33 protein-coding genes are annotated in these 25,149 nt (G+C 62.7%); 26 read left to right on the forward strand and 7 right to left on the reverse strand.

Translation table 11 applies throughout. The features are described from left to right. Positions 1-2 precede the first annotated feature (2 nt). The 7 genes from FDP25_RS12680 to FDP25_RS12710 all read left to right on the forward strand — a co-directional run bounded on the left by FDP25_RS12680 (position 3) and on the right by FDP25_RS12710 (position 6,991). Complete coding sequence (locus FDP25_RS12680; RefSeq protein ID WP_154152260.1) at positions 3-1,262, forward strand: sirohydrochlorin chelatase; 1,260 nt, start codon at positions 3-5, stop codon at positions 1,260-1,262. Positions 1,263-1,332: 70 nt separating this feature from the next. After that, positions 1,333-1,971, forward strand: a complete 639-nt coding sequence (locus FDP25_RS12685; RefSeq protein ID WP_343032040.1) for a precorrin-8X methylmutase — start codon at positions 1,333-1,335, stop codon at positions 1,969-1,971. Between the two features lie 11 nt (positions 1,972-1,982). Next, on the forward strand, positions 1,983-3,185 hold the full coding sequence (cbiE, locus tag FDP25_RS12690; protein ID WP_154153462.1) for a precorrin-6y C5,15-methyltransferase (decarboxylating) subunit CbiE: 1,203 nt from the start codon (positions 1,983-1,985) through the stop codon (positions 3,183-3,185). A gap of 79 nt (positions 3,186-3,264) precedes the next feature. Beyond that, on the forward strand, positions 3,265-3,966 hold the full coding sequence (gene cobI, locus FDP25_RS12695) for a precorrin-2 C(20)-methyltransferase (RefSeq protein ID WP_343032041.1): 702 nt from the start codon (positions 3,265-3,267) through the stop codon (positions 3,964-3,966). Beyond that, the gene (gene cobJ / locus FDP25_RS12700) at positions 3,957-5,753 is read left to right on the forward strand and encodes a precorrin-3B C(17)-methyltransferase (protein WP_154152263.1); all 1,797 of its coding nucleotides are present in this window, start codon (positions 3,957-3,959) and stop codon (positions 5,751-5,753) included. The genes cobI and cobJ overlap by 10 nt, the downstream gene beginning before the upstream one ends. A gap of 24 nt (positions 5,754-5,777) precedes the next feature. After that, positions 5,778-6,551 (forward strand): precorrin-4 C(11)-methyltransferase, encoded by a 774-nt coding sequence (gene cobM / locus FDP25_RS12705; RefSeq protein WP_154152265.1) that lies wholly within the window; start codon positions 5,778-5,780, stop codon positions 6,549-6,551. Positions 6,552-6,631: 80 nt separating this feature from the next. Beyond that, entirely contained in the window at positions 6,632-6,991 is a 360-nt protein-coding gene (locus FDP25_RS12710; RefSeq protein WP_154152268.1) for a hypothetical protein, read from the forward strand. On the opposite strand, the gene FDP25_RS12715 is transcribed toward FDP25_RS12710, so the two are convergent. Next, entirely contained in the window at positions 6,988-7,434 is a 447-nt protein-coding gene (locus FDP25_RS12715) for a c-type cytochrome (RefSeq protein ID WP_154152271.1), read from the reverse strand. The two genes, FDP25_RS12710 and FDP25_RS12715, sit on opposite strands and share 4 nt — an antisense overlap. 140 nt (positions 7,435-7,574) lie before the next feature. Between FDP25_RS12715 and ispH the strand changes: the two genes are divergently transcribed. The 7 genes from ispH to FDP25_RS12750 are packed head-to-tail and all read left to right on the forward strand — an operon-like array spanning position 7,575 to position 11,885. Next, complete coding sequence (gene ispH, locus FDP25_RS12720; protein WP_154152274.1) at positions 7,575-8,528, forward strand: 4-hydroxy-3-methylbut-2-enyl diphosphate reductase; 954 nt, start codon at positions 7,575-7,577, stop codon at positions 8,526-8,528. After that, on the forward strand, positions 8,525-9,139 hold the full coding sequence (locus FDP25_RS12725) for a LysE family translocator (RefSeq protein ID WP_154152277.1): 615 nt from the start codon (positions 8,525-8,527) through the stop codon (positions 9,137-9,139). The genes ispH and FDP25_RS12725 overlap by 4 nt, the downstream gene beginning before the upstream one ends. Beyond that, positions 9,136-9,588: a DUF3429 domain-containing protein gene (locus FDP25_RS12730; protein ID WP_154152280.1), complete on the forward strand. Its 453-nt coding sequence runs from the start codon at positions 9,136-9,138 to the stop codon at positions 9,586-9,588. The genes FDP25_RS12725 and FDP25_RS12730 overlap by 4 nt, the downstream gene beginning before the upstream one ends. Next, positions 9,585-10,181, forward strand: a complete 597-nt coding sequence (locus tag FDP25_RS12735) for a class I SAM-dependent methyltransferase (protein WP_343032042.1) — start codon at positions 9,585-9,587, stop codon at positions 10,179-10,181. Before FDP25_RS12730 ends, FDP25_RS12735 begins: the two co-directional genes overlap by 4 nt. A gap of 3 nt (positions 10,182-10,184) precedes the next feature. Continuing rightward, entirely contained in the window at positions 10,185-10,805 is a 621-nt protein-coding gene (locus FDP25_RS12740; protein ID WP_154152283.1) for a glutathione S-transferase family protein, read from the forward strand. Then, the gene (rnhA, locus tag FDP25_RS12745) at positions 10,798-11,265 is read left to right on the forward strand and encodes a ribonuclease HI (RefSeq protein WP_154152286.1); all 468 of its coding nucleotides are present in this window, start codon (positions 10,798-10,800) and stop codon (positions 11,263-11,265) included. Before FDP25_RS12740 ends, rnhA begins: the two co-directional genes overlap by 8 nt. Then, the gene (locus FDP25_RS12750; RefSeq protein ID WP_154152289.1) at positions 11,262-11,885 is read left to right on the forward strand and encodes a trimeric intracellular cation channel family protein; all 624 of its coding nucleotides are present in this window, start codon (positions 11,262-11,264) and stop codon (positions 11,883-11,885) included. The genes rnhA and FDP25_RS12750 overlap by 4 nt, the downstream gene beginning before the upstream one ends. Before the next feature lie 16 nt (positions 11,886-11,901). Here the strand turns inward: FDP25_RS12750 and FDP25_RS12755 are convergent, their stop codons facing one another. Genes FDP25_RS12755 through def (FDP25_RS12775) form a run of 5 tightly spaced genes read right to left on the reverse strand, consistent with a single transcriptional unit; the run spans position 11,902 to position 14,340 of the window. After that, positions 11,902-12,144 (reverse strand): GlsB/YeaQ/YmgE family stress response membrane protein, encoded by a 243-nt coding sequence (locus tag FDP25_RS12755; RefSeq protein ID WP_154152292.1) that lies wholly within the window; start codon positions 12,142-12,144, stop codon positions 11,902-11,904. A gap of 3 nt (positions 12,145-12,147) precedes the next feature. Beyond that, positions 12,148-12,390, reverse strand: a complete 243-nt coding sequence (locus FDP25_RS12760; RefSeq protein WP_154152295.1) for a hypothetical protein — start codon at positions 12,388-12,390, stop codon at positions 12,148-12,150. Between the two features lie 16 nt (positions 12,391-12,406). After that, the gene (fmt, locus tag FDP25_RS12765; protein ID WP_154152298.1) at positions 12,407-13,315 is read right to left on the reverse strand and encodes a methionyl-tRNA formyltransferase; all 909 of its coding nucleotides are present in this window, start codon (positions 13,313-13,315) and stop codon (positions 12,407-12,409) included. A 3-nt stretch (positions 13,316-13,318) separates the two neighbouring features. Next, positions 13,319-13,813, reverse strand: a complete 495-nt coding sequence (def, locus tag FDP25_RS12770; RefSeq protein WP_154152301.1) for a peptide deformylase — start codon at positions 13,811-13,813, stop codon at positions 13,319-13,321. 2 nt (positions 13,814-13,815) lie between these two features. Continuing rightward, entirely contained in the window at positions 13,816-14,340 is a 525-nt protein-coding gene (gene def / locus FDP25_RS12775; protein ID WP_154152304.1) for a peptide deformylase, read from the reverse strand. A 256-nt stretch (positions 14,341-14,596) separates the two neighbouring features. Here def (FDP25_RS12775) and FDP25_RS12780 point away from each other — a divergent pair, with 256 nt between their 5' ends. Beyond that, entirely contained in the window at positions 14,597-15,769 is a 1,173-nt protein-coding gene (locus tag FDP25_RS12780; RefSeq protein ID WP_154152307.1) for a MalY/PatB family protein, read from the forward strand. A 47-nt stretch (positions 15,770-15,816) separates the two neighbouring features. Here the strand turns inward: FDP25_RS12780 and FDP25_RS12785 are convergent, their stop codons facing one another. Then, a complete protein-coding gene (locus tag FDP25_RS12785) occupies positions 15,817-16,389 on the reverse strand; it encodes a LabA-like NYN domain-containing protein (RefSeq protein ID WP_154152311.1) in 573 nt (190 codons plus the stop codon). Between the two features lie 144 nt (positions 16,390-16,533). Here FDP25_RS12785 and folK point away from each other — a divergent pair, with 144 nt between their 5' ends. The 11 genes from folK (at position 16,534) to FDP25_RS12840 (ending at position 25,144) form a co-directional block, all read left to right on the forward strand. Then, positions 16,534-17,094: a 2-amino-4-hydroxy-6-hydroxymethyldihydropteridine diphosphokinase gene (gene folK, locus FDP25_RS12790; protein ID WP_154152314.1), complete on the forward strand. Its 561-nt coding sequence runs from the start codon at positions 16,534-16,536 to the stop codon at positions 17,092-17,094. 79 nt (positions 17,095-17,173) lie between these two features. Next, positions 17,174-17,536 carry a DNA-directed RNA polymerase subunit omega gene (rpoZ, locus tag FDP25_RS12795; protein WP_154152317.1) on the forward strand — a complete coding sequence of 121 codons (363 nt, stop codon included), beginning with the start codon at positions 17,174-17,176 and terminating at the stop codon, positions 17,534-17,536. A gap of 29 nt (positions 17,537-17,565) precedes the next feature. Next, the gene (locus FDP25_RS12800) at positions 17,566-19,707 is read left to right on the forward strand and encodes a RelA/SpoT family protein (RefSeq protein ID WP_154152320.1); all 2,142 of its coding nucleotides are present in this window, start codon (positions 17,566-17,568) and stop codon (positions 19,705-19,707) included. Between the two features lie 11 nt (positions 19,708-19,718). Next, positions 19,719-20,381: a DUF2062 domain-containing protein gene (locus tag FDP25_RS12805; RefSeq protein WP_343032043.1), complete on the forward strand. Its 663-nt coding sequence runs from the start codon at positions 19,719-19,721 to the stop codon at positions 20,379-20,381. 34 nt (positions 20,382-20,415) lie between these two features. After that, positions 20,416-21,165 (forward strand): pyridoxine 5'-phosphate synthase, encoded by a 750-nt coding sequence (locus FDP25_RS12810; protein ID WP_154152323.1) that lies wholly within the window; start codon positions 20,416-20,418, stop codon positions 21,163-21,165. Beyond that, positions 21,162-21,599, forward strand: a complete 438-nt coding sequence (locus tag FDP25_RS12815; RefSeq protein ID WP_154152326.1) for an ABZJ_00895 family protein — start codon at positions 21,162-21,164, stop codon at positions 21,597-21,599. Before FDP25_RS12810 ends, FDP25_RS12815 begins: the two co-directional genes overlap by 4 nt. Continuing rightward, positions 21,596-22,009 carry a holo-ACP synthase gene (gene acpS, locus FDP25_RS12820; protein ID WP_154152329.1) on the forward strand — a complete coding sequence of 138 codons (414 nt, stop codon included), beginning with the start codon at positions 21,596-21,598 and terminating at the stop codon, positions 22,007-22,009. Before FDP25_RS12815 ends, acpS begins: the two co-directional genes overlap by 4 nt. 172 nt (positions 22,010-22,181) lie before the next feature. Continuing rightward, positions 22,182-23,018, forward strand: coding sequence for a signal peptidase I (gene lepB / locus FDP25_RS12825; RefSeq protein ID WP_154152332.1), 837 nt, complete (start codon positions 22,182-22,184; stop codon positions 23,016-23,018). A gap of 8 nt (positions 23,019-23,026) precedes the next feature. Further along, a complete protein-coding gene (gene rnc, locus FDP25_RS12830) occupies positions 23,027-23,707 on the forward strand; it encodes a ribonuclease III (protein ID WP_154152335.1) in 681 nt (226 codons plus the stop codon). Positions 23,708-23,906: 199 nt separating this feature from the next. Next, positions 23,907-24,815: a GTPase Era gene (gene era / locus FDP25_RS12835; RefSeq protein ID WP_154152338.1), complete on the forward strand. Its 909-nt coding sequence runs from the start codon at positions 23,907-23,909 to the stop codon at positions 24,813-24,815. After that, the gene (locus FDP25_RS12840) at positions 24,812-25,144 is read left to right on the forward strand and encodes a DUF1491 family protein (RefSeq protein ID WP_343032045.1); all 333 of its coding nucleotides are present in this window, start codon (positions 24,812-24,814) and stop codon (positions 25,142-25,144) included. Before era ends, FDP25_RS12840 begins: the two co-directional genes overlap by 4 nt. Positions 25,145-25,149 lie beyond the last annotated feature (5 nt).

Genomic DNA, 25,149 nt, shown 5'->3' on the forward strand with positions numbered 1-25,149 from the left:
GCATGGTCAAGACCGGTGTGATGATCTGCGGGCATGGTTCGCGCAGCCAGTCGGCGGTGGATGAATTCGCGACGCTGGCCGAGAGCTTGCCCGCTTACCTGCCCGCGGATTGGGAAATGGAGTATGGCTATCTGGAATTTGCCAACCCGGTCATTCGCGACGGTCTGGACAAGCTGCGCGCGGCGGGGTGTGAGCGGATCCTGGCGGTGCCGGGGATGCTTTTTGCCGCGATGCATTCCAAGAACGACATTCCCACGGTTCTGAACACCTATGCCACCAAGCACGGGATCGACCTGCGTTATGGCCGGGAGTTGGGGGTGGACCCCAAGATGATCTCCGCCGCAGGTGGGCGTATCCAGGAGGCCGTGGAGCGCGCCAATGCCGAGGCCGGTGAGGTGTCGTTGCATGATACCTGCCTTGTGGTGATCGGGCGCGGCGCGTCCGATCCGGATGCCAATGGCAATGTATCCAAGATTGCCCGGATGTTGCAGGAGGGTATGGGCTTTGGCTGGTGCGAGGTGGGCTATTCCGGCGTGACCTTCCCGCTGGTGGAACCCTGCCTGCAGCATGTGGCGAAGCTGGGCTACAAGCGGGTGATCGTGTTCCCGTATTTCCTGTTTTCCGGCATCCTGATCGACCGGATTTATGGGTTCACCGACCAGGTGGCCGCCGAGCATCCGCATATCCAGTTTTTCAAGGCGGGGTATCTGGGTGATCACTCGAAGGTTCTGGAAACCTTCGCTGAGCGGGTGATGGAACAGACCAGTGCGACGCCGCCGCCCAACTGCGGTACCTGCCAGTACCGCACGCAGGTTCTGGCCCTTGAAGGCGAGGGCGCGACGGAAATCACGCCCGAGCAGCGCCGCGCCCTGGCCGAGGCCAAGGGGGCGGGGCATGCGGCCTTTGGCGATGTGCCGCCGCCGACCTGTGTGCTGTGCAAGTACCGTACCACCATTCTGGGCTTCGAGGCCGAGGTGGGCGCGGTGCAGGAAAGCCATCACCACCATGTGGAAGGGCAAGGGGCCAGTGCGCCGGGGTCGAACGTGGCCGATTGCAGCCTCTGCGACAATTTCTGCACCGGGCTTTGCCGTTTGGAAGGGCAGGGGCATCACCATCATCATGATCACCATGATCATGGGCATGGTCACGATCATCACCACCACCATGATCACAATCACGACCACCATCATCATCACCATGCCGAGTATCCGCATGCCGACCATCCGCATGGGCCGGAGAGTGCGCGGAAAACCCGGGCCTGACCCTTTCTTCTTTTTCCAAATATCCCCGCCGGAGGCATCCGACGGGGCCACCCAGTGAAAGGCCGTGGCTGTGCGTCCCTACGAAAAGAACCCCAAAGCCATCTATGCCGAGAGCTTTGCCACCGTGCGCCGCGAGGCGCGGCTTGACCGCTTCGGGCCGGGGATGGAAGCCCTTGTCATTCGCCTGATCCATGCCTGCGGCATGGTGGAGGTGGCCGACCGCTTGGCCTTTTCGCCCGGGGCCTACGAGGCGGGCCATGCGGCCTTGCGGGCCGGTGCGCCGGTACTGTGTGATTGCGAGATGGTCGGCGCGGGAATCATCCGCCGCTACTTGCCGCAGGACAACGAGGTGATCGTCACGTTGAACGATCCGAAGGTGCCGGGCATCGCGGCGGGGATTGGCAACACGCGCTCGGCGGCGGCGGTGGAGCTTTGGGCCGAGCATCTGGAAGGCGCCGTGGTGGCCATCGGCAATGCACCGACGGCGCTGTTCCACCTGTTGGAACTGTTGGAGGAGGGCGCGCCGAAACCGGCGGTGATCCTTGGGTTCCCGGTGGGTTTCGTGGGGGCAGCGGAAAGCAAGGCGGAACTGGCCGACAACCCGCGTGGCTGTGATTTTGTCGCCCTGCGCGGGCGGCGGGGAGGATCGGCCATAGCCTCGGCGGCGGTCAATGCCTTGGCCGCTGGATTGCCGGAGATTGCAAAATGAGCGTGAATGAGATGAGAGAACCTTGGCTGCATATCGTTGGGATTGGCGAGGATGGGATGGCGGGGCTGATGCCCGCCACCCGTGCCGTGGTGGAGGCCGCCGAGGTGATCGTCGGCGGGGACCGGCACCACAAGCTGTCGGATAATGTCACCGCCGAGCGCGTGGCCTGGCCCAGCCCCTTCAATGCGTTGATCGAGATGTTGCAGGGGTTCAAGGGCCGCCGGGTCGTGGTGTTGGCGACGGGGGACCCCTTGTGGTTCTCGGTGGGGGCCCGGATCGGGCGGGCGATCGACCCGTCAGAGATCACCTATCACCCGCAGTTGTCGGCCTTCCAGTTGGCGGCGGCGCGCATGGGGTGGTCTTTGCCGGACGTGGAAACCCTCACGGTACACGGGCGGCCCGTGGAGCAGATGATCGCCTTTATCCAGCCCGATGCGCGGTTGTTGATCCTGACCACCGGGGCCGAAACCCCGGCGCAGATTGCCGGGTTCCTGAGTGAGCGGGGCTTCGGCCGGTCGAAACTGACGGTGCTGGCCAATATGGGCGGCGCGGAGGAAGAGCGGTTTGACGGGGTGGCCGAGGAGTGGGATCACGAGGTGCCCGCCTTCAACACCATGGCGGTGGAGTGTATCGCCGCACCCGATGCCGCGCTTTTACCGCGGGTGCCGGGGCTGGCCGACGAGCTTTTTCAGAATGACGGGACCATGACCAAGCAGGAGGTGCGTGCCGCCACGCTGGCAAAGCTGATGCCGATGCGCGGGGCTTTGTTGTGGGATATCGGCACCGGCTGTGGCTCGGTCGCGGTAGAATGGATGCGGGGTGCGCGGTATGCGCGGGCCATCGGGATTGAGCCGCGTGCCGACAGGCGGGCCATGGCGGCGGCCAATGCGCTGGCGCTTGGGGTGCCGAAGCTGGAATTGGTGGAGGGCCGGGTGCCCGAAGCCTTGGACGGGTTGGCCGCGCCCGATGCGGTGTTCATCGGTGGCGGTTTGAGCCGTGAGACATTCGAGGCGGCATGGGATGCGCTGCGCCCGCTGGGGCGGATGGTGTGCAATGCGGTGACGCTTGAGAGTGAGGCGCTGTTGCTGGAGTTGCATAAGGAGCGCGGTGGACAGCTTGTGAAACTGATGGTCAACCGGGCCGAGCCTGTCGGGGGCTTGACCGGCTGGCGGCCCTTGATGCCGGTCACCCAGTGGAGCCTTGTGAAACGATGATCGGGCGGGTGTGCACGTGGCAGGCTTGGGATGCCTCCGGCGGGAGTATTTCGGGAAAGATGAAGCCGGGAGTTTCGCTGTGAGTGGCGTCTTGTACGGGGTCGGGCTTGGCCCCGGGGACCCGGAGTTGATGACGCTGCGGGCGCATCGGCTGATTGCCGGGGCGCAAGTGGTGGCCTATCCCAGCCTTGCAGGCGGCGAGAGTTTCGCGCGGTCGATCGCGGCAGGGGCGATCCCGGCGGGCGCGCGTGAGATTGTCATGGATGTGCCGATGACCACCGAACGCGCCCCTGCGCAGGCGGCCTATGACGCGGGTGCGGCGGAGATTGCCGGCGAACTGGCGGCGGGCCGCGACGTGGTGTGCCTGTGCGAGGGGGACCCGTTTTTCTATGGCTCCTTTATGTATATTTTCGCGCGGCTGTCCGGGCGGTTCGAGGTGGAGGTGGTGCCCGGTGTCACCTCGATTACCACTTGTGCCGCGCGGGCGGGGATGCCCTTGGCCGCGCGCAACGAGCGTTTGACGGTGTTGCCGGGGCCCTTGCCCGAGGCGGAGTTGCGCGCCCGGATCGAAGGGGCCGAGAGTGTCGCCATCATGAAGGTGGGACGGCACCTGGAGAAACTTCGCGGGGTGATCGGCGATTTGGGTCTGGCCGAGCGGGCCGTGTATATCGAGCGTGCGAGCCTGCCCGATGAGGTGGTTTGCCCGCTGTCCGAGGCGCCGGGGACGGCACCGTATTTTTCGATGATCTTGCTGATGAAAGGGGCCGATCCATGGCTGTGAAACCTGTTGTTCTGGCGCTGAGCCGGTCGGGTGAGGCGGTGGCGCACCGCGTGGCGGCCCTGTTGGGGGCGCGGGTGCATGGGCGCGAAGGGCGTGTGGACAAGGCCGATGCCTTTTTCCCCAATGCGCTGGACCATGCGCGGGATTTGTTTGCTGCCGGTGTGCCGGTGGTGGGCGTTTGTGCCAGCGGGATCCTGATCCGGGCGGTGGCACCTTTGTTGGCCGACAAGATGGGCGAGCCGCCGGTGGTTTCGGTCAGTGATGACGGGGCCGTGGTGGTGCCGCTTTTGGGGGGACATCGCGGGGCCAATCGCTTGGCCAGTGAGATCGCCGCCGGGTTGGAGGCGGTTTCGGCGGTGACCACGGCAGGCGACGTGGCGATGGGGGTGGCCTTGGATGCGCCGCCCTTGGGGTATCGCTTGGCGAACCCCGGTGATGCCAAGGGGGCCATGGCGGCGATGCTGTCGGGGGTCGGTGTGTCGATTTCCGGCGAGAATATCTTTGGCATCGCGGATACGGGCGGGGCGGTTGAGCTTTGTGTCAGCGAGGCCCCGGTTGAGGGGTCCGAGGCGCGGCTTGTCTATCATCCGCAGCGGTTCGCGCTGGGCTTGGGCTGTGCGCGCAATGCCGACCCGGAGGAGCTTTGGGCCTTGGTGCAGGAGGTTCTGGCCGAGGCCGGTGTTGCGCCCGGTGCGGTGGGCTGTGTGTCCTCGATTGACCTCAAGGCGGATGAACCGGCGATGAACGTGGTGGCGGCGCGGTTGGGTGTGCCGCTGCGCTTGTTCACGGCGGCAGAGCTGGAGGCGCAGGCGGTGCCGAACCCTTCCGACGTGGTGTTCTCGGAAGTGGGGTGCCATGGGGTGAGCGAGGGGGCCGCGCTGGCCTGTGGCGATACCTTGGTCACCGAGAAGCGCAAGACGGCAAATACCACCTGTGCGCTGAGCCGTTCGGCGGCGCCGATCACTGACCTGCCGGGCCGGGCGCGTGGGCGTTTGTCGGTCGTCGGCATCGGGCCGGGGCAGGCCAGTTGGCGCACACCGGAGGTGAGCCGCCTTGTGGCCGAGGCCGAGGAATTGGTGGGCTATGGGCTTTATATCGACCTGCTGGGGCCGCTGGCGGCGGGCAAGCAGCGCAGCGATTTTCCGCTGGGCGGGGAAGAGGCGCGGTGCCGATATGCCTTGGAGCGGGCGGCCGAGGGGCGCAACGTGGCGCTGGTTTGTTCCGGTGATGCCGGGATTTACGCCATGGGGGCGCTTGTGTTCGAACTCTTGGATCGGGGGCCCGAGAACGAGGGTGTGAGCGATGCGGCGCATCGGGTTGACGTGGTGTGCAGTCCCGGGGTTTCGGCCTTGCAGGGGGCGGCGGCCCGGGCCGGGGCGCCTTTGGGGCACGATTTCTGCACGATTTCCCTGTCGGACCTGCTGACCCCGCGCGAGGATATTCTGCGGCGGCTGCGGGCGGCGGCGGAGGGCGATTTCGTGATCGCCTTCTACAACCCGGTGAGCAAAACGCGGCGGACGCTTCTGGCCGAGGCGCGTGATATTCTTTTGCAGCATCGCCCGGCTGACACGCCGGTGATGCTGGCCAGCAATCTGGGCCGCCCGGAGGAGCATGTGCGGTACCGGCGGTTGGAGGATTTGCAGGTAGACGAGGTGGATATGCTGACCGTGGTGTTGATCGGGTCGAGCAACTCGCGGCTGGCGCATTTGGGCGAGGGGCCGCGGATGTTCACGCCGCGCGGCTATGCCCGCAAGATCGATGGGGATTTGGCCCAAGGCCGGGGATGACGCGCGGCCCGCAGGAGGAATGACATGACGGTGTATTTTATCGGTGCGGGTCCGGGAGACCCGGAGCTTTTGACCAAGAAGGCCGAACGGGTGATCGGGGAATGCCCGGTGTGCCTTTATGCGGGCAGCCTTGTGCCGGAGGAGGTCGTGGGCTGTGCGCCCGAAGGGGCGCTGGTGATGGATACCGCGCCGATGACGCTGGACGACACCCACGCGGTGATCAAGGAGGCCCACGCCAATGGGCAGGACGTGGCGCGGGTGCATTCGGGCGATCCGTCGCTTTACGGGGCGATTGCCGAGCAGATCCGCCGCCTTCGCGCGGATGGGATCGATTACCAGATCATTCCCGGCGTGCCGGCCTATGCCGCCGCCGCCGCCGCATTGGGCCAAGAATTGACGGTGCCGGAGATCGGGCAATCCATCGTGCTGACGCGGGTGAGCATGAAATCCACCTCGATGCCCGCAGGTGAGACTCTTGAGAATTTCGCGCGGACCGGAACAACGTTGGCCATCCATTTGGGCGTGCGCGCCCTGCGCGAGATCGAACGGGTTCTGACGCCTTACTATGGGGCCGATTGCCCCGTGGTGGTGGCCTATCGGGTGGGCTGGCCCGATCAGATGTTCATTCGCGGGACGCTGAGCGATATTCGCCTGAAGGTGCGGGATGAAAAGATCACCCGCACGGCGCTTATCCTGGTGGGGCCGGTTCTGGGGCAGATCAGCGAATTTACCGAGAGTGCGCTTTACGATCCCGAAATGCCGCATGTCTTGCGCCCGAAAGCCACAGAACGCGCTTAATTTCCGGCAAGGTGACAATCGTCATTGGCCGTTCATAGTTATGGCCTATCTTGATTGTCCAAGCGAAGGGGACGGGCGTCATGACAACGATATTGCCGAACGAGGTGCAGGCGGGATTGGATTTGGCGCGCAAGCGTGCCTTGAAGGCATCCAGCCGATTGGCGATCGAAGCCGGGGATCGCCGCCTGAAGGTCTTGCGCCGTTGGGACGGTGGCTTTGCCGTGGAGGCCGAAGAGGTTCCGCATCTGCGGGGCTTGGTGGATTTGTATGACGGGCCGCGGCACCTGTCGCGGTGCCTGATCGTGGCCTCGGAAGAAGAGGGCGGCGAGATTCGCTATGACGTGAAGCAGATGACCGCCGCCGCCGACGAGCAGCCGTTGGATTATGTGCGGGCCGAGGATGCGCCGGTGGGCTTGATCGAACAATATGCAGGAAACTAGTTTGCCTGTCCCATTACGTCGCGGTTGATGCGGTTGTGGGTCTTCACCACGCGGCGGGGCCATGTGGACTTGATATAGGCCAGTACTTCGAGAATTTCCTGATCTGTCAGGACGTCACCAAATCCCGTCATGTTGCTTTTGTAGCCATTGCCGACGACCGCCTCGGTGCCATGCTTGGTGAGGTTGAAAAGCTGGCTGTCGGGGTGGTGCCATGTATGGCCCGTTTCGTCATGTGGCGGGGCGGGAAGGTAGCCTTCGGCATCGCGGTCGCGCCAGTTGTCTTGGCCCTCAAGGTTCGTGCCGTGGCAGGCGGCGCATTGTGCCTTGTAGATGGCTTGGCCATTTTCGGTGGCCTTGGCATCGGTATAGGGCAGGAGACCGGCGGGGGCCTCGGCCCAGAGGGGGGAAGCGATGAGGCAAAAGGCGAGGGGCAGGCGGGACATGGTCATTCCGGTAATGCGTTGGGTTGGGACGTAGCATTACGTGGTGGCGGAGCAATGCAAATCACCCTTGCGTGAAGCTATCCGCACTGGACGCCGGGGAGCTTGGCATTTACCTCTTGGGGCAACAGGAGACTGCGCAAATGACCACCAAACCGCCTTTGACACTTTACCTTGCCGCGCCGCGTGGATTTTGCGCCGGTGTGGACCGGGCGATCAAGATCGTCGAGATGGCCCTGCAAAAGTGGGGTGCGCCCGTCTATGTGCGCCATGAGATCGTGCATAACAAGTACGTCGTGGACGATCTGCGCGAAAAGGGGGCGGTGTTTGTCGAGGAACTTGAGGAATGCCCGGATGACCGGCCGGTGATTTTTTCCGCCCATGGGGTGCCCAAGGCGGTCCCTGCCGAGGCGGCACGGCGTGAAATGCTATATGTCGATGCGACATGCCCCTTGGTGTCAAAAGTGCATATCGAGGCCGAGCGGCATCACGAGAACGGGTTGCAGATCGTGATGATCGGTCACGCGGGCCACCCCGAAACCATCGGCACCATGGGGCAATTGCCCGAGGGCGAGGTGTTGTTGGTGGAGACAGTGGCGGATGTGGCCGGGTTGGCTGTGCGCGATCCCGGGAAGCTGGCCTTCGTGACGCAAACCACGCTGTCGGTGGACGACACGATTGATATCGTGGCCGCCCTGCAAGCGCGGTTCCCGGCAATCAAGGGGCCGCACAAGGAAGACATCTGTTATGCCACCACCAACCGGCAGGAGGCGGTAAAGGCCATGGCCCCCAAGGCCGATGCGATGCTGGTTGTGGGGGCGCCGAATTCGTCGAATTCCAAGCGGTTGGTCGAGGTCGGGGCCAAGGCGGGCTGTTCCTATTCCCAGCTTGTGCAGCGCGCGGGTGATATCGACTGGCGGGCCTTGGAGGGGATTTCGAGCATCGGGATCACCGCCGGGGCCTCGGCCCCCGAGGTTTTGGTCAACGAGGTGATCGACGCCTTTCGCGAGCGGTACGAGGTGACCACCGAGGTGATGGAAACGGCGCAGGAGAACGTGGAATTCAAGGTGCCGCGTGTCATGCGGGAGGCGTCATGAGCCTGCAATTCTTGTTGACTGCCCTCGTGGTGGTCGTGGCCCCCGGCACGGGGGTGATTTACACGTTGGCCATTGGTCTGGGGCAGGGGCGGCGCGCGGCGACGATGGCCGCTGTGGGCTGTACCTTCGGGATCGTTCCGGCGCTTTTGGCGGCTGTTCTGGGCCTGGCGGCGATCATGCATACCTCGGCCTTGCTGTTTCAGGTGGTCAAGTTCGCCGGGGTGGCCTATCTTCTGTATCTGGCGTGGCAGATGCTGCGCGATAAGGGCGGCGTGGCGGTGCGCGCCGAGACGCGAGACCGCGCAGATAGGGCGATTGCCCGGCGCGGGGCCTTGATCAATATTCTCAATCCCAAGCTGTCGATCTTCTTTCTGGCGTTGTTGCCGCCGTTCTTGTCGGGCAATCCGGCGGCGGCGACTGCCGAGATGCTGGGGATGGGCGCGGTGTTCATGGGGCTGACTTTCGTGGTTTTCATGGGCTACGGGGTGTTTGCCGCCGCCGCGCGGGACAAGGTGTTGTCCTCGCCCCGCGTGGTGCGTTGGATCAACCGCGGCTTTGCCGCCGTGTTTGCAGGGCTGGCGGCGCGGCTTGCCATGGAGAAGGCCACATGACGGCGGTGCCGCGCGCCCCGCTGATCCTTGGGCTGGCGGGGTTGACCCCCTTTGTCTGGGGGGCTTTGACCGTGCTTTTGCCGGGGTTGGCGGACTGGACCCTGGCCAATATCGGGGCGCGGTTTGTCGGGCCTTACGTCATGTTGTTTTACGGTGCGGTGATCCTGTCGTTCATGTCGGGCGTCCTTTGGGGCTTTGCCGCGCAGCTTGAGGGTGCGCAGGCCGCCACGGGTTATGCCCTGTCGGTGATCCCGGCGCTTTGGGCGTTTTTCATGACCGGTGGAGGGCCGACCAGTTCGGGGATTTCCCTGATGGTGGGCTTTATCGGCATTCTGGGGCTGGACTGGATGTTCTGGCACCATGGCGCGGCGCCGGCGTGGTGGATGCAGTTGCGGGTGCTGTTGACTGTTGTTGTCGTGACCTGCCTCGCGATCGGAGTGTTCTTGTGACCTCGGACAAGGAGACGCTGGCCTATTATGGCAAGGCGGCGGGTGAGTATGCCGAGCGCACCGCGCATCTGGACAAGGACCCGGCGCTGGATGCTTTTCTGGCGCAGGTACCGCCGGGTGGGCGGGTACTCGACCTAGGCTGTGGCCCGGGTGTGATGGCGGCGCGCATGGCGGGCGAAGGATTTGCCGTGGTGGCAACCGATGCCGTGCCGGAAATGGTGGAGATGGCCGCTGTGTCCCCCGGGGTGGAGGCGCGCGTGGCGCGGTTCGATGAGATCGAGGGCGAGGCGGAGTTTGATGGCGTTTGGGCCAATTTCTCGCTTTTGCATGCGCCGCGCGGGGATTTGTCGGGGCATTTGCGGGCCATTCATCGCGCGCTCAGGCCCGGGGGGCAGTTTCATATCGGGATGAAGACCGGCGAGGGGGAGCGGCGCGATGAGCTTGGGCGGCTTTATACCTTTGTCACCGAGGTGGAGTTGCGCGGGCTGCTGGCGGACGCGGGATTCGCGCCGATCAGCGACAGGCGCGGGCGCGAAGCGGGAATGAGTGGTATTCCCGAGGATTGGATCACGATTTTATCGGAAGCGATTTAGAGCATGAGCAACTTGACCCTCTATTCCATGCCCTCGTCCGGCAATAGCTACAAGGTGCGGTTGTTGCTTGCGCTTTTGGGGCGGGATTACCGGCATGTGTCCTGCGAGACGCAATCGGCGGAACTGGAGCGGGCCAAGGCCGAGGGGCAGTTGCCCTTGGGCAAGCTGCCCGCGTTGCATCTGGGCGATGGGACGATCCTGTCGGAGTCGAACGCGATCCTGTGGTACCTTGGCGCGGGCAGTGATTGGGTGCCAAGCGACGCGCTCACGCAGGCGCAAATGCTGGGCTGGATGTTCTTTGAGCAAAACCGGTACGAGCCGGTGGTGGCGGTGCGCGCCTCGCTCAACACGTATCCGCACCTCAAGGATGAGGCGACACCGGAGGTCATGGCGAAGTTGTTGCAGGAGGGTCATGCCCTGCTGCACCTGATGGAGGATCACTTGCAGGGGCGGGCCTGGTTCGCGGGTGCATCCCCAAGCCTTGCCGATATCGCGCTTTATGCCTACACCCACACCGCCGGGGAGCGGGGTGGTTTCGAGATGAACCGTTTCCCTTTGATCAATGGTTGGTGCGCGCGGGTGGCGGCACTGCCGGGATATGCGGGGTTGTTCGATCATGGCTGAGCTTTTCGCCTATACCGATGGGGCCTGTTCGGGGAATCCCGGCCCGGGGGGCTGGGGGGTTCTGCTTCGGGCCAAGGAGGGCGACCGCGTTGTCAAAGAGCGCGAGTTGCAGGGCGGCGAGGCGGAGACCACCAACAACCGGATGGAGCTTTTGGCGGCGATCAATGCGCTGGAAACCCTGAGCCGCGCGTCGCAAGTGACCGTGGTGACCGATAGCGCCTATGTGAAGAACGGCGTGACGGGCTGGATTCACGGCTGGAAGCGCAATGGCTGGAAAACCTCGGCCAAGAAGCCGGTGAAGAATGCCGAGCTGTGGCAGCGGCTGGATTCCGCGCAGGCCCGCCATGACGTGACGTGGGAGTGGGTCAAGGGCCATGCGGGCCACCCCGAGAACGAACGCGCGGATGAACTGGCCCGCGCGGGGATGGCGCCCTTCAAGCCAAGCGCGCGGGCCGAATGAGTGCGCTGTCGCTTCTCGACTATGCCTCGGTGCTGGTCTTTGCCCTGACCGGGGCCTTGGCGGCCTCGCGCAAGCAATTGGACCTTGTGGGGTTTGCCTTTCTGGCCTGTCTGACGGCGGTGGGCGGCGGCACGTTGCGCGACGTTCTTCTGGATCGTAACCCGGTCTTCTGGATCGCGACCCCGGGCTATATCGGGATCGCTTGCGCGGCGGCGGGCCTGATTTTCTTTACCGCCCATCTGGCCGAAAGTCGCTATCGGTGGCTGTTGTGGCTGGATAGTTTTGCCTTGGCCGTGGCGGTTGCGGCGGGCGTCGCGGCGGCGCTGACCATGGTGCAGCCGTGGCCGATCGTGGTGATCATGGGCATCCTGACGGGCTGTGCCGGGGGATTGATGCGCGATGTGGTCTGCAACGAGGTGCCGCTGGTCCTGACGCAGGGCGAGCTTTATGTGTCGGCGGCTTTCGCCGGGTCGCTGCTGGCCGCGGTGTTGGCGGCCTTTACCGATGACATGACGATGATCCTTGGCGGCTGCGCGGTGGTCACCTGGGGATTGCGCGCGGGATCACTTGCGTTTGGCTGGCGCTTGCCGGTCTATCGGGGGCGCCCGCCAAGAGCCTAGGGTCCACGGACCCTGGTTATTTCCGCTTGGCGATATAGGTCTGGTAAAGCCAGATCAGCAGGAGCGCGCCCAGAACCGCCCCGATCAGCCCACCCAGAAGACCCGCCACGGTGAGCAGTATGCGCAGGACGAAACCGCCGATCAGCGCGCCCGCGATGCCGATGGCGATGGTCGTCAGGATGTCGGTTTCGAGTTTCATCAGGCGGGTGGCCAGAAACCCCGCCGCGGCCCCGACAATGACAAGATAGATGACGGTCATGGGCTATCTCCTTGAGCGCCAGTGAAATGGAACAATGATGAGCGCCCCGATGGAAGACAGGATCGCATCCATCCCGGCAGATCCGAAGTTGAACCCGAACATGATGCGGATGAAATAGAACAGGAAGGCCCCGCCGACGCAGATGATGATGGATTGCAGGTATCCATTGCGGGTGAAGCCGGATTTCTCGCTGATATATCCAACGATGCCAGCAATCACCACGGTTCCGAAGAGCCTTAGAAACAAGGGGTGTACCTCCTGTTCAGGTCAGTTGGGTGCCTGCGGGAAGGGCCATGCCGCGCAGGAAGGTTTCCGCATCCTGCGCGCCCTTACCCGCGCGTTGCAAGCGCAAAAGCCGGATCGCCCCTTCGCCGCAAGACACGGTGAGGATTTCGTCGAGGATTTCGCCGGGGTGGCCTTGGCCATTAGCGAGTTGCGAGGCCAGAAGTTTGATCCTTTGTCCCTCGACCTCGCTCCAGGCGCCGGGGAAGGGCGAGAGGCCGCGGATATGGGCATCGACCTCCGGGGCAGGGCGGGACCAATCCACGCGGGCCTCGGACTTGTCGATTTTCTCGGCGTAGGTGACACCCTCGTCGGGTTGAGGCTCGGGCGTGAGGCTGTCGAGGTTGGCAAGCGCCTCGGTGATCGCCTCTGCCCCCATGGCGGAGAGGCGGTCGTGCAATTCGCCGGTGGTTTCCGTGGCCCCGATGGGGGTGGCGCGGCGCAACAGGACAGGGCCGGTATCAAGGCCCGCCTCCATTTGCATGATGCAGATGCCGGTTTCCGCATCGCGGGCCATGACCGCGCGGTGGATCGGAGCGGCCCCGCGCCAGCGGGGCAGAAGCGAGGCGTGAATGTTGAGGCAGCCAAGGGGGGGCGCATCCAGCACCGCTTGTGGCAGGATCAGGCCATAGGCCACGACGACGGCCACATCGGCGTTGAGGGCGGCGAAGGCGGATTGCTCGGCCTCGCCCCTGAGGCTTTCCGGGTGGCGGACCTCAAGGCCCAGTTCAAGGGCGCGTGCATGAACGGGGGTGGGGCGGTCTTTCTTGCCGCGTCCGGCAGGGCGGGGCGGCTGGCAATAGACAGCAGCCACTTCATGCCCGGCCTCGACAAGGGCATCGAGGACAGGAACCGAGAAATCGGGGGTGCCCATGAAGATCACACGCATGGGTCAGCCTGCCTTTTTCGCTTTGCGCAGCAGCATGTCGCGCTTCATCTTCGAGAGGTGTTGAAAATAGAGCTTGCCGTTCAGGTGGTCGATTTGGTGTTGCACGGAAGTGGCCCAGAGACCGACGAAATCGCGTTCTTCCATCTCGCCCTGTTCATTGAGAAACCGCACGGTCACGGCGCGGGGGCGCTTGATGGTGGCCGAGACACCGGGGAGGTTGGGGCTGGCCTCTTCATGCGGGCGCAACTCGATACTGGAATGCAGGATCTCGGGGTTGGCCATGCGGATGGCCTGACCGCGTTCGGAGCTGGCATCGACCACGGCGAGGCGTTGCATCACGCCGATTTGCGGGGCGGCGAGGCCGACTCCGGGCATGGCCTCCATCGTGTCGATCATATCGGTCCAGATGGCGCGGATGTCGTCGGTGATCGCCTCGACAGGCTCGGCCACTGTGCGCAGGCGTTTGTCGGGCCACGGCAGGCAAGGGCGGGCGGGCATGATCAGGCCCTCGCCTTGGCCTGTTCGCGTTTCAGCTTTTGCATCTTGCGGGTGATCATCTGCCGCTTCATTGGGCCGAGGTAGTCGATGAACAGCTTGCCGTTGAGGTGGTCGATCTCGTGCTGGACACAGGTGGCCCAGAGGTCATCGAAAGTTTCGGTCTGTTCGTTGCCGTCGCGGTCGATCCAGCGGACATCGACGACTTTTGGGCGCCTTACCTCGGCGTATTGTTCGGGAATCGACAGGCAACCTTCCTCGTAGACGTTGGTTTCATCCGAGGAGGCGATGATTTCCGGGTTGAACATCACCAGCGGGCGGGGCTGTTCGCCCTCGTCCTTGACGCAATCCAGCACGATCAGGCGATCCATCACGCCGATCTGTGGCGCGGCCAGCCCGATGCCCGGCGCGTCATACATGGTTTCCAGCATGTCGTCGGCCAGCTTGCGCAGATCGTCCGAAAGGTCGAGCACCGGGGTGCAGACCTTTTTCAGGCGCGGATCGGGGTGAATGAGGATCGGGCGTTTCATGGCGTGGATTTATGTCATGCGCGTAGAGCGTGCAATGGGCCAATGTTTCACGGTGGCTGTCGGTTGCATGTGGGAGTCGGGTGATTTGTTCTTTTCTTTGGTTTTAAAATGGGAAATTCTCCCAAATTTGCAACCATTGTTAAAACATACTTCCAAATCTGTGTGCTTGTGTGGAATAACCGCCCTTGGCCCTTCTGGCCTACACCTCATGGGAAACAGGATATACCCTGCGCGACGACGCAGCAAGGAGACAGGCATGGATTTCGACCGCATTATCGACCGCCACGGCACCCATTCGCAGAAATGGGACATGATGGAAAAGATTTATGGTGTGCCCGCCAAGGACGGGATCGCCATGTGGGTGGCGGACATGGATTTCGAGCCGCCCAAATGTGTCTCGGAGGCCCTGCGCGGCATGGTCGACCATGGGATATTTGGTTACTACGGCGACGACCGCAGCTATCTTGAGGCGATCGGGTGGTGGATGCAGGAGCGGCACGGTTGGACCGTGAGTCCCGAATGGGTGTTTACCACCCATGGTCTGGTCAATGGCACCGCGATGTGCGTGGACAGTTTCACGCAACCGGGCGACGGGGTGGTTCTGTTCACGCCGGTGTACCACGCGTTCGCCAAGGTCATCAAAGCCGCGGGTCGGCGCGTGGTGGAGTGCCCGCTTGTGAACAATGCGGGCCGTTACGAGATGGATTTCGCCGCCTACGACGGGATGATGGACGGCAGCGAGAAGATGGTGATCCTGTGTTCCCCGCATAACCCCGGTGGCCGGGTCTGGACGCGCGAGGAATTGCAGGGGGTGGCCGATTTCGCCAAGCGGCATGATCTGGTTCTGGTCTCGGACGAGATTCACCATGATCTGGTGATGCCGGGGCAAAAGCACCTGCCGATGGCCACGGTGGACGAGAGCATCCTTGACCGGCTGGTGATGATGACGGCGACCACCAAGACCTTCAATATCGCGGGTTGCCATTCGGGCAACGTGATTATCGCCGATGGAAGCCTGCGCGCCAAATTCGGGGCGCGTATGGCGGCGCTTGGCCTATCGCCCAATTCTTTCGGGCTGGTCATGGCCGAGGCGGCCTATAGCCCGGGCGGGGCCGAATGGGTGGATGCGCTGGTCGGGTATCTCGATGGCAACCGCAAGGTGTTCGATGCCGGTGTGAATGCCATTCCCGGCCTCAAGTCGATGCCGCTTGAAGCGACGTATCTTGCATGGGTCGATTTCGCCGGAACAGGTATGGAACGGGCAGAGTTCACGCGCCGCGTTCAAGAGGATGCGCGTATCGCTGTAAACCACGGGCCGACCTTTGGCCAAGGTGGTGAGAGCTACCTTCGGTTCAATCTGGCCACGCCCCGCGCGCGGGTGGAAGAAGCCGTTGGTCGTCTGCAAGAGGCCTTTGCCGATTTGCAGTAATCGGGCGGGGCAACGAAAAACCGGGGCGCACAGCCCCGGTTTATAGGTTAGCTTTGCCGCTCGTAGCTGGCTTCGCGCTCAACCGGGGTTTCGCGCGGCGGGCGGCCGATCACGTCTTTGAGATCATCGAGTTCGATGAAGTTGTCGGCTTGTCGGCGTAGGTCGTCGGCGATCATCGGCGGCTGGCTGCGGATGGTCGAAACCACCGAAACACGCACGCCCTGCCGTTGCAGGCTTTCCACCAGAGGGCGGAAATCGCCATCGCCGGAAAACAGGACGATATGGTCGATACGCGGGGCCAGTTCCATGGCGTCGACGGTCAGTTCGATGTCCATGTTGCCCTTGACCTTCCGGCGGCCTTGACTGTCGGTGTATTCCTTGGCCGGTTTCGTGACCATGGTGAACCCGTTGTAGTTCAGCCAGTCCACCAGAGGGCGGATCGGGGAGTATTCGTCGTTTTCCAACAGTGCCGTGTAGTAAAAGGCCCGCAGCATTTTTCCGCGACGCATGAATTCCGTGCGGAGAAGCTTGTAATCAATGTCAAATCCAAGGGCCTTGGCGGCAGCGTATAGGTTTGAGCCATCGATGAACAGCGCGAGCCGTTCGTCTTTGTAAAACATAAAATGTCCTTCCGAATGTCTTGGCCCTGTTCGAGGGTTGGATTAAGTGAGTGGTCAAAACGAACAAGGCTATATTAATTAGATAAGTCGTGCGTAGGTGTTAGGCAAGCAGGCACGGTGGTTCAAAAGGATAGGGTTTTGTGTATGGCGGAACGGTGTTTGATCGCGCTTGGCGCCAATGTTCCATCGGGGATGGAGGCGCTGGAGCGGACCTTGCGTGCGGCCTTGGATCGCCTGAAAACCCTTGGGTTTCAGGGCTTGGAGGTCAGCCGGTTTTACCGTACCCCCTGTTTCCCTGCCGGGGCGGGGCCGGATTACTTGAATGCGGCGGCTTGCGTGAACTGGGCGGGAACTCCGGGCGAATTGTTGCGCATGCTGCATGAGGTCGAAGCGGAATTTGGCCGAGAGCGTGTACAGCGTTGGGGGCGCAGGACACTGGACCTTGACCTGATCGCGATGGGAGGCAGGGTTTTGCCCAATGCCGAAACGCAAGATGCATGGCGCGCCTTGCCCATGGAAGAACAGGTGGAAAAAGCACCTGCGCATCTCATCCTGCCGCATCCGCGAGTGCAAGATCGGGCTTTTGTTCTCGTGCCGCTGGCAGAGGTCGCGCCGGATTGGGTGCATCCGCGTCTGGGGCGAAGTGTGATCGAGATGCGGGATGCCTTGCCTGAAGATGCCTTGAATGAGGTTGTCGCCCTATGATTCCGGGCTTGTAAATATACGGTCAAGGCTTTAGATACACGGTTTCTGATACCCCTATGACTGCCTGATCGGAGGTCCCATGGCCCGCGTTACCACTGAAGATTGCGTTGACAAGGTTCCCAATCGCTTTGACCTTGTGATGCTTGCCGCGCACCGTGCGCGCGAAATCTCGGCCGGTGCGCCGATCACCGTGGACCGTGACAACGACAAGAACCCGGTCGTGGCCCTGCGCGAGATCGCCGAGGAAACCCAATCGGCCGACGAGCTGCGCGAACGTCTGATCGAGTCCAACCAGACCCAGATCGAGGTGGACGAGCCGGAAGAAGATTCCATGGCGCTTCTCATGGGCGGTGGTGCGGAAGCCGCCGACAAACCTGCCGACGACGATATGTCGGAAGAGAAGCTGTTGCGGGCGCTGATGGAGGCTCAGGGCCAGGGGTAACCCCGGCCCGCAGCGGAGATGCGGACCGTATGATCGCCTGCCAAGACCTGATTGACCTGGTCCGCGCGTACAACCCGAAGACAGATGCAAAGCTGATTTCGGCGGCCTATGAATATGGCCGCGAAATGCACGAGGGGCAGTTTCGCCACTCGGGGGAGCCTTATTTTTCGCATCCCGTGGCCGTTGCTGCCATCCTGACCGAACAACGGCTGGACGATGCCACGATCATCACCGCGCTGTTGCATGACACGATCGAAGATACCCGGGCGTCCTATGCCGCGGTCGCCGAACAATTCGGCAGCGAGATTGCCGATCTTGTGGATGGGGTCACCAAGCTGACCAACCTGCAACTGAGCAGCACCGAAACCCAACAGGCCGAGAACTTTCGCAAGCTGTTCATGGCAATGTCCAAGGACATGCGGGTGATCCTTGTTAAGCTGGCCGACCGTTTGCACAACATGCGCACGATCAAGGCGATGCGCCCCGAAAAGCAGCTCAAGAAAGCGCGCGAGACGATGGACATCTATGCGCCGCTTGCCGGGCGCATGGGGATGCAGTGGATGCGAGAGGAGCTGGAGGACCTGGCGTTTCGGGTAATCAACCCCGAGGCACGGGCCAGCATCATCCGCCGGTTCATCACCCTGCAAAAGGAAACCGGTGACGTGATCGAGCGAATCACCGGCGACATGCGGCGCGAGTTGGACAAGGCGGGGATCGAGGCGGATGTTTTCGGGCGCGCCAAGAAACCGTATTCGATCTGGCGCAAGATGCAGGAAAAGGAGATGGGGTTTTCCCGTCTGTCCGACATCTATGGGTTTCGCGTGATCACCCGGAAAGAAGAAGACTGTTATGGCGTTCTGGGGGCCATTCACCGCCGCTGGCGCGCGGTGCCGGGGCGGTTCAAGGATTATATCAGTCAGCCCAAGTCGAACGGCTATCGCAGTATCCATACCACCGTTTCAGGGCGGGACGGCAAGCGGGTGGAGGTGCAGATCAGGACGCAGGCCATGCATGACGTAGCCGAAAGCGGTGTGGCGGCGCATTGGTCGTATCGCGACGGTGTCCGCTCGGAAAACCCTTTTGCCGTGGACCCGGTCAAGTGGATTGCCGGTTTGACCGAGCAATTCGACGCGGAAGAGGATCACGCCGAGTTCCTCGAAGCTGTGAAGCTGGAGATGTACGCCGACAAGGTGTTTTGCTTCACGCCCAAGGGTGATGTGGTGAAGCTGCCGCGCGGGGCGACGCCGATTGACTTTGCCTATGCCATTCACACCCGGATCGGGCATGCCTGTGTCGGGGCCAAGGTCGACGGGATGCGTGTGCCCTTGTGGACGCGAATCAAGAATGGCCAATCCGTCGAGGTGATCACCGCCGACGGGCAGGCACCACAGGCCACATGGCTGGATATTGCGACGACCGGAAAGGCGCGGGCGGCCATCCGCCGTGCCCTGCGCGAACAGGATCGCGACCGCTATATCAAACTGGGTCGGGAACTGGCGCGATCGGCATTTGAGCATGTCTCGAAGAAGGCGACCGACAAGGCCTTGGATACTGCGGCCAAGACCCTTCGTCTCAAGGACCGGGACGAGGTTCTGGCGCGCTTGGGCAGTGCCGAACTGACCGCGCGACAGGTTTTGCACGCAGTCTATCCCGACCTCGCCCCGGGCGACGATGAAGAGGTGGGCCGGGAGCGGGCGGTGATCGGTCTTTCCCCGGATCAGAGCTTTGAGCGGGCACGTTGTTGCCAGCCCTTGCCGGGTGAGCGGATCGTCGGCATCACCTATCGTGGCAAGGGCGTGGTGGTGCATGCCATCGACTGCGAGGCGCTGTCGGCCTATGATGAACAGCCGCAACGCTGGCTGGACCTGCATTGGCACAGCGGAACACACCCGGCGGCGTATAGTGTGACGCTGGATGTCACGATCGGCAACGATGCCGGGGTGCTGGGACGGATTTGCACATTGATCGGAGAGCAGAAGGCCAATATCTCGGACCTGACATTCGTCGACCGCAAGCCGGATTTCTTCCGGTTGCTTGTCGATGTCGAGCTGCGCGATGCCGAGCACCTGCATGGGGTAATTTCCGCGCTCGATGCCGAAAGCGATGTGGCCGCCGTGGAACGGCACCGGGATCCGCGTCAGGCGGGCACGGCGCCATCAACCGAAGATTAGGAGCCCCCAAGGTGGTCTTCAAGCGACGTGACAGACGCCCCCTGTGGAAGGTGGTGGCCGATTTTTTCTGGCCGCGCGGCGGATGGACGCGTGCGTTTCATTACGTCAAACACCGCTTACGGCGGTTGCCCGACCCGCCGCATCGCATTGCGCGGGGCATCTTTGCGGGCATCTTCGTGACCTTCACACCGTTCTTCGGGTTGCATTTCTTTCTTGCGGCCTCTTTGGCGTGGATCATGCGCGGCAATATCGTGGCCGCGCTTCTGGCGACGTTCGTGGGCAATCCGCTGACTTTCGTGCTGATCGCGGCGAGTTCCCTGCAAACCGGGTATTTCCTGTTGGGTATGGGCACGCCGGTTGGCCATTCGGTCGAGCGTTCCCTGGGCGGCAAGTTCGTCGATGCGGGCACCGACCTGAAACACAACCTCTGGGCCATGTTCACCGATGAGCCCGCGGATTGGAGCCATCTGCATCTTTTCTATGACGAGGTCTTCTTTCCCTACATGATTGGTGGGTTGATCCCCGGGTTGATCACGGCGCTGATCGGTTACTACGTCAGCCTGCCGCTGATTCAGGCCTATCAGAACCGCCGCAAGGGGGCGCTCAAGGCGAAACTGGCCGCGCTCAAGGAAAAAGCCGCGCACAAGGCTGACGTTCGCAACAAACCCGACTAATCTGCCCGCGACTCGGAACAAAGAGGGACGCGAGATGGCAAGTGAAGGCAAGTTGCGGCTTGGTGTGAATATCGACCACGTGGCGACCCTGCGCAATGCGCGGGGAAGTCCCTATCCCGACCCTGTGCGCGCCGCGACACTGGCCGAGGAGGCCGGGTCTGACGGGATCACGGCGCACCTGCGCGAAGATCGCCGTCATATCGTGGATTCCGACATTGATGGCTTGATGGCCGCGCTAGGTGTACCTCTCAATTTCGAGATGGCCGCCACGTCCGAGATGCAAGCAATCGCCCTGCGCCACAAACCCCATGCAGTTTGCCTCGTGCCCGAAAAGCGCGAGGAACGCACGACCGAGGGCGGTTTGGACGTGGCGGGCGATGACAACAGGCTGGCCGATTTCATCGCGCCCCTGCGCGAGGCCGGGTGCCGGGTGTCGCTGTTCATCGGACACGAGGCACGGCAGATCGAGGCCGCGGCCCGGATCGGGGCGGCGGTGGTGGAACTGCATACCGGGGCCTATTGCGATTTTCACTACGAAGGCGATTTCGACAAGCGCGACAAGGAGTTGGAGGGGCTGCGCGCGGGTGCGGCGCTGGCAAGTTCCCTTGGCCTTGAGGTGCATGCCGGTCACGGGCTGACCTATGAAACGGTTACGCCGATTGCCGCCATGCCCGAGGTGATGGAACTCAACATCGGGCATTTCCTGATGGGAGAGTCGATCTTCCGAGGCCTCGGGCCTGCGATTGCCGAGATGCGCCGCCTGATGGATGAGGCGCGGGCATGACCCTGTGGCGGTATGCCTTGGTGTTCCTGGCCGTGGCCATCGGGGCAAGCCTTGCGGTGCAGGCCTTGCAGGGCCGGGTTGCCGGTGTGGTGGGGTCTTCGGCGCAACTGATGGTGCCGGCGATGATCGCTGCATTGATCGAAGGGCAGCAGTTCGTTCGCCACAATGGGCGCAAACCGGAAAGTCGTGAAATCTGGGGCTTTGTTTGGGGGGCGACGGGGGTGGCCGTGGCCTTGAATATCGGGTTGTCTTTTGCCGGGCAGGGGTATTTCCCCGAGTTCGAAAAACTGGCCATAGCACGGGTTTTTTCCAAGCAATTCATGATCTTGCTGGGGCTTTATGCGGGGGGGTATCTGCTTTGTAACCGATTTTTCGCGGGGCTTGGCGCGGGCAACCAACTCAGCCTCATGAAGGACAAGGATGACACCGAATGATCCTTGGTATCGGGACCGACCTGGCCAATATCGAGCGCATCCAGAATACTCTGGACCGTTTTGGCGACCGTTTTCGCAATCGCGTCTTCACAGAGGTTGAACAGCGAAAGGCCGAGCGCCGGGCCGATGTGGCGGGCACCTATGCCAAGCGCTGGGCCGCGAAGGAGGCCTGTTCCAAGGCGCTGGGCACGGGGCTTCGGATGGGGATCGCGTGGAAGGATATGGCCGTCAGCAATATCGACACCGGGCAGCCCACCATGGCGGTCACGGGCTGGGCCGCCGACCGGCTGACCGAGATGACGCCCGAAGGGTATGAGGCGGTGATTCATGTGACCCTGACAGACGATCACCCGTGGGCGCAGGCCTTCGTGGTGATCGAAGCGCGGCCGGTTTTCGCGAATCAATCCTAAGTCTCTGTTAACGCGGCATAACTCCATGCTGCAAAGCGTCGGTATCCTATCGGTATTGCGTCGGTTTTCGCGCGCCTGTCATGCATGGTTAACATGGCGGGCGCGGGGCTTGCCTTGACTCCCTGTTGCGGGCACCTCATGAAGCGGACAACACCTTATACCGGAGGGCGGGATGGCGAGCGACGGCAAGACAGGCAGCGGCATTTGGGAAACGGTGAAAACCGTTTTCTGGGCATTGGTGATTGCCGGCATTTTTCGCACGATTTTCTTTCAGCCGTTCTGGATTCCCTCGGGGTCGATGAAAGATACGCTGTTGATTGGCGATTTCCTGTTCGTCAACAAGATGGCCTATGGCTATTCCTATGCCTCCTGTCCGTCGATCCGTATCCCTGCGGTGGGACTGGATATCGACGCCAAGGATATTTGCGGATTCCTGGACGGTGACAACACCCGCATTCTGGGTGGCGAGCCCGAGCGTGGCGATATCATCGTCTTCCGTCATCCGGTGAATGGCACCGATTTCATCAAGCGCCTGATCGGCTTGCCGGGGGACCGGATACAGATGAAGGACGGAGTGCTTCATATCAATGGCGAGGCGGTCAAGCTGGAGGATGCAGGCACCTTCGAAGAGGAGTTCGCGGCACAGGGCCCGATGCGGCTTCGCCCGCGCTGTGAAAACGGCGTGGTGGGCGAAGGGGCGACCTGCGAAAAATCGCGCCAGATCGAGACATTCCCCAATGGTCAGGCGCATCAGATTTTGAATATCGGGCGCCAGAGGTCTGATGATACGGGCGTTTATACCGTGCCGGAAGGACATTACTTTTTCATGGGGGACAACCGTGACAATTCCACCGACTCGCGGTTTCCGCAGGCCGTGGGTGGGGTTGGGTTTGTTCCTTATGAAAACCTGATCGGGCGCGCCGGGCGGGTAATCTTCTCATCTGCGGGACGGTCGATGCTGTTTTTCTGGACATGGCGCGGCGACCGCTTTTTCGAGAAGCTTGACTGAGGCCCGCGATGAAGCTGTCGGGGGAGTTGAAGGCGTTCCAGACCCGGTTGGGACACGAGTTTAGCGATCCGGCCTTGCTGGTTCGGGCGGTGACGCATTCCTCGATGTCCTCGCCGACGCGCGACGACAACCAGCGGCTTGAATTCCTCGGTGACCGGGTGTTGGGGCTGGTCATGGCCGAAGCCCTTCTGGAGCATGACCGAGGCGCCAGCGAGGGTCAGTTGGCGCCGCGTTTCAACGCCTTGGTGCGCAAGGAAACCTGTGCCGAGGTGGCGCGCGAGATCGATATCGGGGCGGTGCTCAAGCTGGGACGCTCCGAGATGTTGTCTGGTGGGCGGCGCAAGATGGCGCTTCTGGGCGATGCCATGGAGGCGGTGATTGCTGCCGTTTACCGCGATGCGGGATTCGACGCGGCCAAGGCGCTTGTTTTGCGGCTGTGGGGGGGGCGGATCACAAGCGTCAAGGAAGATGCGCGCGACGCGAAATCGGCGCTTCAGGAATGGGCGCAGGCGCGCGGCTTGCAGCCGCCGGAGTATCTGGAGACCGCCCGCAGCGGCCCCGATCATGCGCCGCAGTTCACCATCAAGGCGCGGTTGTCGAGCGGCGAGGCCGAGAGTGCCACGGCGGGGTCCAAGCGGCAGGCCGAGCAGGCGGCGGCCAAGGCTTTGCTGGCGCGCGTCGAGGGGTAGGGAGCATTCAAAATGTGCCCTTCGGGCGCAGGTTTGATTTGGATGAGGGGCTTTGCCCCGTTTGGGCCTCAATCGCTCCCCCGGAGCGATTGCTAGACGGCCCAAACACCCCAGAGTATTTATCGAAAGATGAAGCGGGTTGTGGCGTGGCCTGAGGAAATAGGCTAGGGCTGCGCCGTTCATAAGGAATTGACGTGACATGAGCCAACGTGCCGGATTTATCGCCCTGATCGGGGAGCCCAATGCGGGAAAGTCGACGCTTCTTAACCGGATGGTTGGGGCGAAGGTTTCGATCGTGACACACAAGGTGCAGACCACGCGGGCGCGCATTCGCGGGGTGGCGATCGAAGGCGAGAGCCAGTTGGTATTCGTCGATACGCCGGGCCTGTTCCGGCCGCGCCGCCGGCTGGACCGGGCCATGGTGGCCGCGGCTTGGGGCGGCGCGGCGGATGCAGATGTGATCGTTTTGATGATCGAGGCGCACCGCGGGATCACCGAAGGGGTCGAGCGTATCCTTGAGGGGTTGGACGAGGTGGCGACCGGGCGCACCGTGGCGCTTGCCATCAACAAGATCGACCGGGTGAAATCGGAGGTTTTGTTGGGTCTGACCGAAGAAATGAATGCCCGGTATCCTTTCGCGAAGACCTTTATGGTCTCTGCCGAGAAGGGGCACGGGGTGGAGGATTTGCGCAGATGGCTGGCGGGCGAGGTGCCGGAGGGGCCGTGGCTGTACCCCGAGGATCAGATCGCCGATTTGCCGATGCGGATGATCGCCGCCGAGATCACGCGCGAGAAACTGACCCTGCGTTTGCATCAGGAGTTGCCCTATCAGTTGACGGTGGAAACCGAGAACTGGGAGGAGCGCAAGGATGGCTCGGCCCGGATCGACCAGATGATTTACGTGGCGCGCGACGGGCACAAGGGGATCATTCTTGGCAAGAAGGGCGAGACCATCAAGGCCGTCAGCAAGGCCGCGCGCGAGGAGCTTGAGGAATTCCTTGGCCGCAAGGTGCACCTGTTTTTGCAGGTCAAGGTGCGGCCCGGGTGGCTTGAGGAATCCGAGCGTTATTCCGAGATGGGGCTTGAATTCAAGGACGGCAACGCGTGACACGCCTGACGGCGGAATTCTGGGTGCAGGCCTATTTGGCGAGGCTACGGTTGCAGGACATCCCGGCCTTCGTCGTGGCGCATGGCGATGATACGGCGGGGGCGGTTCTGGTCAAGCTGAACACCTTGGACGGGCGGGCGACGGCCTTCCAGCGGTCCTTTGACCTGATGAGCGGGGCGCGACAGTGGGTCGTGCTGTCCGAGGGGGAGGAGCGTGCGGTGGATGAAGCCGTGGCAAAGCAGCGGTCGTTCGATCCCGATCTGTGGGTGATCGAGGTGGAGGATCGGGCCGGTCGGCATTTGCTGGATGAGCCGGGCCTGAGCGAGTGAGACAT

This window comes from Roseovarius bejariae (assembly GCF_009669325.1).
GTDB lineage: Bacteria > Pseudomonadota > Alphaproteobacteria > Rhodobacterales > Rhodobacteraceae > Roseovarius > Roseovarius bejariae.